Annotated in this window: 12 protein-coding genes; 8 read left to right on the plus strand and 4 right to left on the minus strand. The window is 74.1% G+C overall.

Annotated elements, in window-relative coordinates:
• A partial coding sequence (locus tag GTW43_RS16150; protein WP_161302729.1) for a LysR family transcriptional regulator occupies positions 1–325 on the minus strand: 325 nt, incomplete at its 3' end.
• 135 nt (positions 326–460) lie between these two features.
• Between GTW43_RS16150 and bla the strand changes: the two genes are divergently transcribed.
• The 6 genes from bla to GTW43_RS16175 all read left to right on the plus strand — a co-directional run bounded on the left by bla (position 461) and on the right by GTW43_RS16175 (position 5,477).
• Positions 461–1,381: a class A beta-lactamase gene (gene bla, locus GTW43_RS16155; RefSeq protein WP_237536621.1), complete on the plus strand. Its 921-nt coding sequence runs from the start codon at positions 461–463 to the stop codon at positions 1,379–1,381.
• A 192-nt stretch (positions 1,382–1,573) separates the two neighbouring features.
• Positions 1,574–2,263 carry an HNH endonuclease family protein gene (locus GTW43_RS16160; RefSeq protein WP_237536622.1) on the plus strand — a complete coding sequence of 230 codons (690 nt, stop codon included), beginning with the start codon at positions 1,574–1,576 and terminating at the stop codon, positions 2,261–2,263.
• A gap of 62 nt (positions 2,264–2,325) precedes the next feature.
• Positions 2,326–2,538, plus strand: coding sequence for a hypothetical protein (locus tag GTW43_RS16165; RefSeq protein ID WP_237536623.1), 213 nt, complete (start codon positions 2,326–2,328; stop codon positions 2,536–2,538).
• Between the two features lie 124 nt (positions 2,539–2,662).
• Positions 2,663–2,773, plus strand: coding sequence for a putative leader peptide (locus GTW43_RS38655; protein ID WP_343246026.1), 111 nt, complete (start codon positions 2,663–2,665; stop codon positions 2,771–2,773).
• 85 nt (positions 2,774–2,858) lie between these two features.
• The gene (locus tag GTW43_RS16170) at positions 2,859–4,085 is read left to right on the plus strand and encodes an LLM class flavin-dependent oxidoreductase (protein WP_343246027.1); all 1,227 of its coding nucleotides are present in this window, start codon (positions 2,859–2,861) and stop codon (positions 4,083–4,085) included.
• A gap of 21 nt (positions 4,086–4,106) precedes the next feature.
• Positions 4,107–5,477: an NtaA/DmoA family FMN-dependent monooxygenase gene (locus GTW43_RS16175; RefSeq protein WP_161302733.1), complete on the plus strand. Its 1,371-nt coding sequence runs from the start codon at positions 4,107–4,109 to the stop codon at positions 5,475–5,477.
• A 66-nt stretch (positions 5,478–5,543) separates the two neighbouring features.
• Here the strand turns inward: GTW43_RS16175 and GTW43_RS16180 are convergent, their stop codons facing one another.
• Positions 5,544–6,107 carry an NAD(P)H-dependent oxidoreductase gene (locus GTW43_RS16180; RefSeq protein ID WP_161302734.1) on the minus strand — a complete coding sequence of 188 codons (564 nt, stop codon included), beginning with the start codon at positions 6,105–6,107 and terminating at the stop codon, positions 5,544–5,546.
• A 100-nt stretch (positions 6,108–6,207) separates the two neighbouring features.
• Between GTW43_RS16180 and GTW43_RS16185 the strand changes: the two genes are divergently transcribed.
• A complete protein-coding gene (locus GTW43_RS16185) occupies positions 6,208–6,885 on the plus strand; it encodes a TetR/AcrR family transcriptional regulator (RefSeq protein WP_161302735.1) in 678 nt (225 codons plus the stop codon).
• Between the two features lie 28 nt (positions 6,886–6,913).
• On the opposite strand, the gene GTW43_RS16190 is transcribed toward GTW43_RS16185, so the two are convergent.
• Both GTW43_RS16190 and GTW43_RS16195 read right to left on the minus strand, forming a co-directional pair.
• Positions 6,914–7,339, minus strand: coding sequence for a hypothetical protein (locus GTW43_RS16190; protein WP_161302736.1), 426 nt, complete (start codon positions 7,337–7,339; stop codon positions 6,914–6,916).
• A gap of 165 nt (positions 7,340–7,504) precedes the next feature.
• Entirely contained in the window at positions 7,505–7,726 is a 222-nt protein-coding gene (locus GTW43_RS16195) for a hypothetical protein (RefSeq protein WP_161302737.1), read from the minus strand.
• 127 nt (positions 7,727–7,853) lie between these two features.
• Between GTW43_RS16195 and GTW43_RS16200 the strand changes: the two genes are divergently transcribed.
• Positions 7,854–8,258 (plus strand): VOC family protein, encoded by a 405-nt coding sequence (locus tag GTW43_RS16200; RefSeq protein WP_161302738.1) that lies wholly within the window; start codon positions 7,854–7,856, stop codon positions 8,256–8,258.
• Positions 8,259–8,306: the final 48 nt, after the last annotated feature.

An 8,306-nucleotide genomic window follows, 5' to 3' on the forward strand; every position in this document is an offset into this window, starting at 1 on the left:
CGACCGCCGCGGCGAGCGCGGCGGGCACCTCGGGCGCGAGGCCCAGCCGAAGGCGCCGCCCGTCGGCCCGCTCCCGGGCGCCGATCTCCCGCAGCCGTACCAGAGCGGCGAGCGCCCGTCGCGCGTGCGGCAGCAGCAGTGCGCCCTCTTCGGTCAGGACGACCCCGCGGCCGCGGTCGAAGAGCCGGACCCCGAGCAGCGCCTCGAGCCTGCGCAGCCCCTGCGAGAGGGGAGGCTGGGTGATCCCGACGCGCTGGGCGGCGGCCCCGAAGTGCTCCTCCTCCGCGAGCGCGACAAAGATCTCCAGATGCCGTTCCGTCAGCATGCGACTCCCGTGGCGTGCACCGATATCACCTGCGAATCACCGTCGACTCCCCAGCGTATTCGACATGGACGCAGGTGCCGGGTTGACTCCGGACGGTCCGGTCACACACCGCGTCACCCGGAGGAGACAGCCGTCTTGGACACCACCGTCACGTCCCGCTCCCGCCGTTCGTTCCTCGCTCTCGGCGCCGGTACGGCGCTGACCGCGGCTCTCGCCGCGAGCGGCACCGCGTCCGCCGCACCGTCGCACCTCACGGCCGAACTCGGCGCACTGGAGGAGCAGTACGCCGCCCGGCTCGGCGTCTACGCGCACGACCTCGGCACCGGCCGCACCGTGCGGTACCGCGCCGGCGAACGGTTCCCGCTCTGCTCGGTGTTCAAGGGGATCGCCGCGGCCGCCGTGCTGCGCGACCTCGACCACGACGGCAGCGAGCTCGCGAAGCGCGTGCACTACACGCAGGCCGAGGTGGACCGCGCCGGGTACGCGCCCGTCACCGGTCTGCCCGAGCACGTCGCCGGCGGTCTCACCGTCGCCGAACTCTGCGCGGCCGCCGTCGGCGAGAGCGACAACGCCGCGGCGAACCTGCTGCTGCGCGAGCTCGGCGGTCCGACGGCCGTGACCCGCTTCTGCCGCTCGACCGGTGACCGCGTGACCCGCCTCGACCGCTGGGAGCCCGAGCTCAACTCCGCCGAGCCCTGGCGCCGTACGGACACCACGAGCCCGCAGGCGATCGGGACGACGTACGGCCGGCTCGTCGCGGGCCGGGTGCTCGCGCCGGACGACCGCGCCCGGCTCACCGGCTGGCTGGTGGCGAACACCACCAACACCGAACGCTTCCGTGCGGGTCTGCCCGCGGACTGGGTCCTGGCGGACAAGACCGGCGGCGGCTCCGAGTACGGCGTCGCCAACGACGTCGGGGTCGTCCGGCCGCCCGGCCGTGCGCCGATCGTCCTGTCCGTGCTGTCCACCACGCACGCCGCCGAAGGGCCGTCGCAGAGCGCGCTGGTGGCGCGCGCCGCGGGGCTCGTCGCCGGTCATCTCGTCCCCGGCAGCTGACCCGGCGCCACGGGCCGTCGCGCGCGCGTTCGGCCCGTACGGTGCGCCGGTGAACATCGGCCGTCCCGGCGTGAAGCTGCCGTCGAGACGCCCCTGCTGAGACGTTTCGCCGCATACAGTTCCCGGGTGATGTGTTCGGCGGACGTGAAGAGGCGGGTCATGGGGCGTCAGGCGCGGCGGTGGGGTGCGGGGTTGAGCCTGCTGGTCGTCCTCGGAGCGGGCGGCTGCGGGACGCAGACCGACGGGACCGGTCCCTCGGGAACCCCGGCGGCCGACGGCCCGAGCGGGTCGGCGGCGAGCGGCGCACCCGGCGCCCCCGAGGCGACCGGCACGCTCCCGGGCATGCCGACGGCGCAGCAGGCCCGGCAGCAGCTCACGACCCTGAAGGTGGCCGCGCACGGCTCGATGTCGGGGTACAGCCGGGACCGGTTCCCGCACTGGGCCGAGCAGGGCGACGACTGCAACACCCGGGAGACGGTGCTCGCCAGGGACGGCAAGGACGTCGAGCGGGACGGCGAGTGCCGGGCCGTCTCGGGCACCTGGGTGAGCGTCTACGACGACAAGAAGTTCACCAGCGCCTCCGGCCTCGACATCGACCACACCGTGCCGCTCGCCAACGCCTGGCGCTCGGGCGCCTCGAAGTGGACGCAGGAGCAGCGCAAGGCGTTCGCCAACGACCTGACGCACCCCCAGCTCCTGTCGGTCTCCGCCGGCTCCAACCGCTCCAAGGGGGACCAGGGTCCCGACGAGTGGCAGCCGCCGGCGAAGGCGTACTGGTGCTCCTACGCGCGCTCCTGGGTCTCCGTGAAGGCGACGTACGCGCTCACGGTCACCGAGGCCGAGAAGACCACCCTCACCGAGATGCTGGACACCTGCTCGTGACGGCCGGCGACAGCGGCGACGGCCGCCTCGTGAGCGGGATCGCGGCGGGCCCCGGCGGTGCGATGACCGACGAGGTCGGGGTCATCACCGGGGACGTCACGCTCGCCACCGTCCCGCAGGACGGAGGTCTCGCCCGGATCGAGATCCAGTACACCGACGCCGACGAGTGGTACACGCTGACGGGCAGTCCGGTCCCCGTGCCCCCCGACGGGCTCGCGGCCCTGCACGCGCGCGTCGTGGCCCGTGTCGAGAGCGGCGGCGCCGCGCACGCCTGAGGGATTTCACGCTGCCGCAACGAACCGGGCGCCCGACTCCTGTTAGACATGAGGGGTCGTGGGTCCGCGTCCCGGAGGCGCAAGGACCGCGCGTTCGGAACAGGCCGGGGACGGAGGGGGAGCCATGCGACGTGTCGGCGTCCCGCACGTGCTGAGCCCCGGCCGCCGCGTGCGGCTCCACACCCGTCCGTACATCGACCTGCAGCGCGTGTCCGCCGCGCTCTGTCCCGCCTGAGTCCACCGCCCGCCTCATCCCGTCGCGTCGACCGCTCAGGTCCGTGCGTGCCGGGACCGCTTCCGGACCTCAGGAAGGCACACCCGTGTCCTCAGCAGCACCGGCGTCCCCGGCGCCCTCCGCACCCCTGCACCTGGCCGTCGCCCTCGACGGCACCGGCTGGCACCCGGCCTCCTGGCGCGAGCCGGACGCCCGCCCCCGGACCCTGTTCACCGCCCGGTACTGGGCCGAGCTCGTCACCGAGGCCGAGCAGGGGCTGCTCGACCTCGTCACCATCGAGGACGGACTCGGGCTCCAGTCCGGCCACTTCCTGGAGCCCGACGACCGCACCGACCAGGTGCGCGGCCGGCTCGACGCGGTCCTGACCGCGGCGCGCGTCGCCCCGCTCACCCGGCACATCGGCCTGGTGCCGACCGCCGTCGTCACGCACACCGAGCCGTTCCACCTCTCCAAGGCCATCGCCACGCTCGACCACGTCAGTTCGGGCCGCGCGGGCGTCCGGGTCCAGATCACGGCCCGTCCGAACGAGGCGGCCCACTTCGGCCGCCGCACGATCGACCCCATCGAGGCCTACGACAGCCCGGCCGCGCAGGAGCTCGTCACCGACCTGTTCGACGAGGCCGCCGACCACGTCGAGGTGGCGCGCCGGCTCTGGGACAGCTGGGAGGACGGCGCGGAGATCCGGGACGCCGCCACCGGCCGCTTCGTCGACCGGGACCGGCTGCACCGCATCGACTTCGAGGGCCGGCACTTCAGCGTGCGCGGCCCGTCCATCACCCCGCGCCCGCCCCAGGGCCAGCCCGTCGTCACCGCGCTCGGCCACCAGACCGTGCCGTACCGGCTCATCGCCCGGCAGGCCGACGTCGGGTACGTCACCGCGCACGACGCCGACGGCGCCCGCGCGATCGTGGCCGAGATCCGGGCCGAGCAGGAGGCCGCGGGCCGTTCCGGCGAGCTCCTGCACGTGTTCGGCGACATCGTCGTGCTGCTCGACGAGCGGCCCGGAGCGGCCCGCGACCGCCTGGCCCGGCTCGACGAGGCGGCGGGATCCGCGTACACGAGCGATGCCCCGGTGTTCGCCGGGACGCCCGGCGAACTGGCCGACTTCCTCGGTGCGTTGCGGGCAGCCGGGCTGAGCGGGTTCCGGCTGCGGCCGGCCGTGCTCGCGCACGACCTGCCCGCGATCACCCGCGGACTGGTGCCCGAGCTGCAGCGGCGCGGCGTCTTCCGCCGCGCCTACGAGGCCGGCACGCTGCGCGGCCTGCTCGGCCTCGACCGTCCCGCCAACCGCTACGCCACGACCGCCGCCTGAGCCGGACGGAGACCGTACGACATGAGCACGCCGCAGAAGCAGATCCATCTGGCCGCGCACTTCCCGGGCGTCAACAACACGACCGTGTGGAGCGACCCGCGGGCCGGCAGCCACATCGACTTCAGTTCGTTCACCCACTTCGCGCGCACCGCCGAACGCGCCAGGTTCGACTTCCTGTTCCTCGCCGAGGGGCTCAGGCTGCGCGAGCAGGCCGGGGAGATATACGACCTCGACGTGGTCGGCCGCCCCGACACGTTCACCGTCCTCGCCGCGCTCGCCGCCGTCACCGAACGCCTCGGTCTGACCGGCACGATCAACTCCACGTTCAACGAGCCCTACGAGGTCGCCCGGCAGTTCGCGAGCCTCGACCACCTCTCGGAGGGGCGCGCCGCGTGGAACGTCGTCACGTCCTGGGACGCGTTCACCGGGGAGAACTTCCGGCGCGGCGGATTCCTGCCGCAGGAGGAGCGCTACTCGCGCGCCGCCGAGTTCCTGGCCACGGCGCACGAGCTGTTCGACTCCTGGCGCGGTGACGAGATCCTCGCCGACCCGGCGACCGGCGCCTTCCTCGGCGACGCCAAGGCGGGCGCGTTCGTGCACAGCGGCAGGCACTTCGACATCCAGGGACGCTTCAACGTGCCGCGCTCGCCGCAGGGCCGCCCGGTGATCTTCCAGGCGGGGGAGTCCGACGAGGGGCGGGAGTTCGCCGCGGCCGACGCCGACGCGATCTTCAGCCGGTACGCGACCCTGGAGGAGGGGCAGGCCTTCTACCGGGACGTCAAGCGCAGGCTGGCCCGGTACGGGCGCACCCCGGACCAGCTCAAGATCCTTCCCGCGGCGACCTTCGCCCTCGGCGACACGGACGCGGAGGCCGAGGAGCTGGCCCACGAGGTGCGCCGGCAGCAGGTCAGCGGCGCCACCGCGCTGCGCCACCTGGAGTTCGTCTGGAACCGGGACCTGTCGGCGTACGACCCGGACGGGCCGCTGCCCGACATCGACCCGCTGATCGCCGACGGCCACATCGCGCAGGGCCGTGCCCAGGTCCGGATGTACCGGGATCCGCTGGCCACCGCCCGCGAGTGGCGCGAGCGGGCCGCCGCGCACGGCTGGTCGATCCGGGACCTGGTCATCAACACGGGCAACCGGCAGACCTTCGTCGGCTCCCCGGAGACCGTCGCACGGGACATCGACGCGCTGGTGCAGGCGGATGCCGCCGACGGGTTCATCCTCGTCCCGCACCTCACGCCCGGCGGCCTCGACGACTTCGCGGACCGGGTCGTGCCGCTGCTCCAGGAACGCGGCGTCTTCCGCACGGAGTACGAGGGGACGACCCTGCGGGACCACCTCGGCCTCGCCCACCCGGACGGCACGGGGACGGCCCGGGTGGCCTGATCCGCATCCACGCGAGGAGCCCCCGGCCGCACGGCCGGGGGCTCCTCGCGTGCAGAGCGTGGGGTGTCAGGCGGCGACGGCCTGACCGGCGTGGTCGTGCAGGCGCGCGACGACCTCGGTCAGCTGCGCGGCGACCTCGGCGTCGTCGACCGGGTGGGTCTCGGCGAAACGCTGGACCGAGCCGGGGATCGACAGCTTGACGTCCTCGAGCACGGTGCCGCCGGCGATGCCCACGGCCTTGCGGGCCTCGTCCTGCGCCCACACGCCGCCGTACTGGCCGAACGCGGTGCCGACCACGGCGACCGGCTTGCCGGTGAAGGCGCCCGCGCCGAAGGGACGGGACAGCCAGTCGATGGCGTTCTTCAGGACGGCCGGGATCGTGCCGTTGTACTCGGGCGAGAAGAGCAGGAATCCGTCGGCCTCGCCGGCGGCCTCGCGCAGCGCGGCGGCCGCGGCCGGGACGCTGCCCTCGACGTCGATGTCCTCGTTGTAGAACGGGATCTCGGCCAGGCCCTCGAACAGGACGACATCCGCGCCCTCGGGGGCGAGCTTGACGGCCGCCTCGGCGAGCTGGCGGTTGTGCGAACCGGCGCGGAGGCTGCCGACGAGCGCAAGGATACGAACAGACATGAGGGCTCCAAGATGCTGAGAATGCGCACTGGCTGATGCGGACCGGGGTCCGTTTAAATTTCTACCACCAGAACCGGACCGCGGTCCACTTCTCCCCGGAATGCTTTACGCTGTGTTCATGCCCAGCAGCCTTCCGTCGGTCCCGGCGGACTCCGACGCCTTCGGGGAGCCGCAGTCGGTCGTGATCGGCACGGCCGCGGACGAGCCCTGCCTGCGCGCGGACGCCGCGCGCAACCGCGCCCGGCTGCTGGAGGCCGCCGCCCGGCTCGTCGCCGAGCGCGGCGCGGCCGCCGTCACGATGGAGGCGGTCGCGGCCGAGGCCTCCGTCGGCAAGGGCACTGTCTTCCGCCGGTTCGGTGACCGGGTCGGGCTGCTCACGGCCCTGCTCGACCACACCGAGAGCCGGCTCCAGGCCGACCTCATCGGCGGGCCGCCGCCGCTCGGCCCGGGGGCGCCGCCCGTCGAGCGGCTGCGCGCCTTCGGTCTCGCGGTGCTGCGCCGTTCGTACGAGCAGCTCGACCTGTTCCTCGCCGCGCAGGACGAGCCCGCCCGCCGTGTCGCCCACCCCTCGCAGCGGGTCCTCACCCTGCACGCGACGATCCTGCTGCGCGAGCTCGCCCCGGACGCCGATCACGAGGTGCAGGCGCACGCCCTCATGGGGTACCTGGACCCGGCCGTGATCCATTTCCTGACCCGGCGCCGCGGCATGCCGCTCGAGCGGCTGGAGGCGGGCTGGCTCGACCTCGTCGACCGGATCGCACCCCACGACACCGCCTGATCCGCCGGGCCCCAGGGAGTGTTTCGTCCTAGGCGGCGTCCCGTACGGGCCGGGAGCGCCGCCACCACCGCTCCAGACGGCCCGTCAGATGCCGGCAGAGCGGCCCGCCGGACGGCAGTGACACCCCCACGCGTCCGCCGGACGCGGCGAAGAACCGCCGTCCCGCGCGCGACTGCAGCGTCGTCGTCCAGCGGAAACCCGGACGGGCGCCCACCGCGGCGCCCAGCAGATCGGAGCCGACGCCCTCGCGCCGCCACATCTCGTCCACCCACAGGGACCGCACCCGCCCCACCCGGCAGCCGGCGCACACCTGGAAGCGGATCTCGCCCACCGGCGGGCCGGCGCCCGCGTGTGCCGTGATCCACAGCTCGGCCTCCCGGCCCGGACGGCTCCCGGCGCGCAGCAGCAGGCTCCCGTCGCCGGCCGTGAGCAGCGCGTCCGTCCGCCTGTGCATCGCGGACCTCCCGGCGCGCCGTCGTCGCGGTGTCGGCGCATCGTGTCACGGACGCGGCGCCGTGGGGAGGGGGTGTGCGCAGGGCGACGCCAGGGCGGGGGGATCCTGTGCGCGTGAAGTGACGACACGGCGCGGCGCATCGCGTGCCGTGCCGTCACTGCCGGTTCAGTGGCGCAACGGAGCCAGGACGTCCATCGCGTACTCCAGGGCCTCCGGACGCGTCGCCTCGCCGAGCAGCGGCAGCAGGGGCAGCACCGAACAGCTGCGGTTGCCCTCGTCCTGGTGGTCGATCTCCCAGCGGAGATCGGGTGTGCCGGCCTGGGTGGTCGCCACCACGAACAGCGGCTGGGCACAGCCTTGGCACAGGTAATGGTGGTGACGGTTCATGGCCTCCCTCTCCTCGGCGGGGCGTCAGAAGCCGATTCTCCGCCGCCGCGCCGCGTCCTGCCTCACCGGTGCGGCTGAGTGGGGCGCGGCCCTTGCGCCGCCCGGACGCCGTGAGAGGCTGCCCGCCATGATCGGTGAGCTGCAGTGCGTGGTCCTCGACTGTGCCGACGTCGTCGTCCTGTCCCGCTTCTACGCGGCGCTCCTGGGCGGCGAGGTGAACCGGCCCGACCCCCGCTGGGCGGTGGGGGACGACTGGGCGACCCTCCACACGGGCGCCGGACAGGTGCTCGCGTTCCAGCGCGTCGACGACCACCGCCCGCCGCGCTGGCCCGACCCCGCGCACCCCGCCCAGGCGCACCTCGACATCGACGTGCCCGACCTGGAACGGGCGCAGGCCGAGGTGCTCGCGCGCGGGGCCACGCTGCTCGACGCGGGCGAGGCCGCGCGCGGGTGGCGCGTCTTCGCCGACCCGGCGGGACACCCCTTCTGCCTGCTGAGGCGCCCTGCCGCCAACTCTTGCACTCTGCAATAATGGAGGCGGTGGCCCTGCCCGCCGCGCGGCCGCCCACTGCCCACCGAC

Source organism: Streptomyces sp. SID5785 (genome assembly GCF_009870065.1).
Classification (GTDB): Bacteria; Actinomycetota; Actinomycetes; order Streptomycetales; family Streptomycetaceae; genus Streptomyces.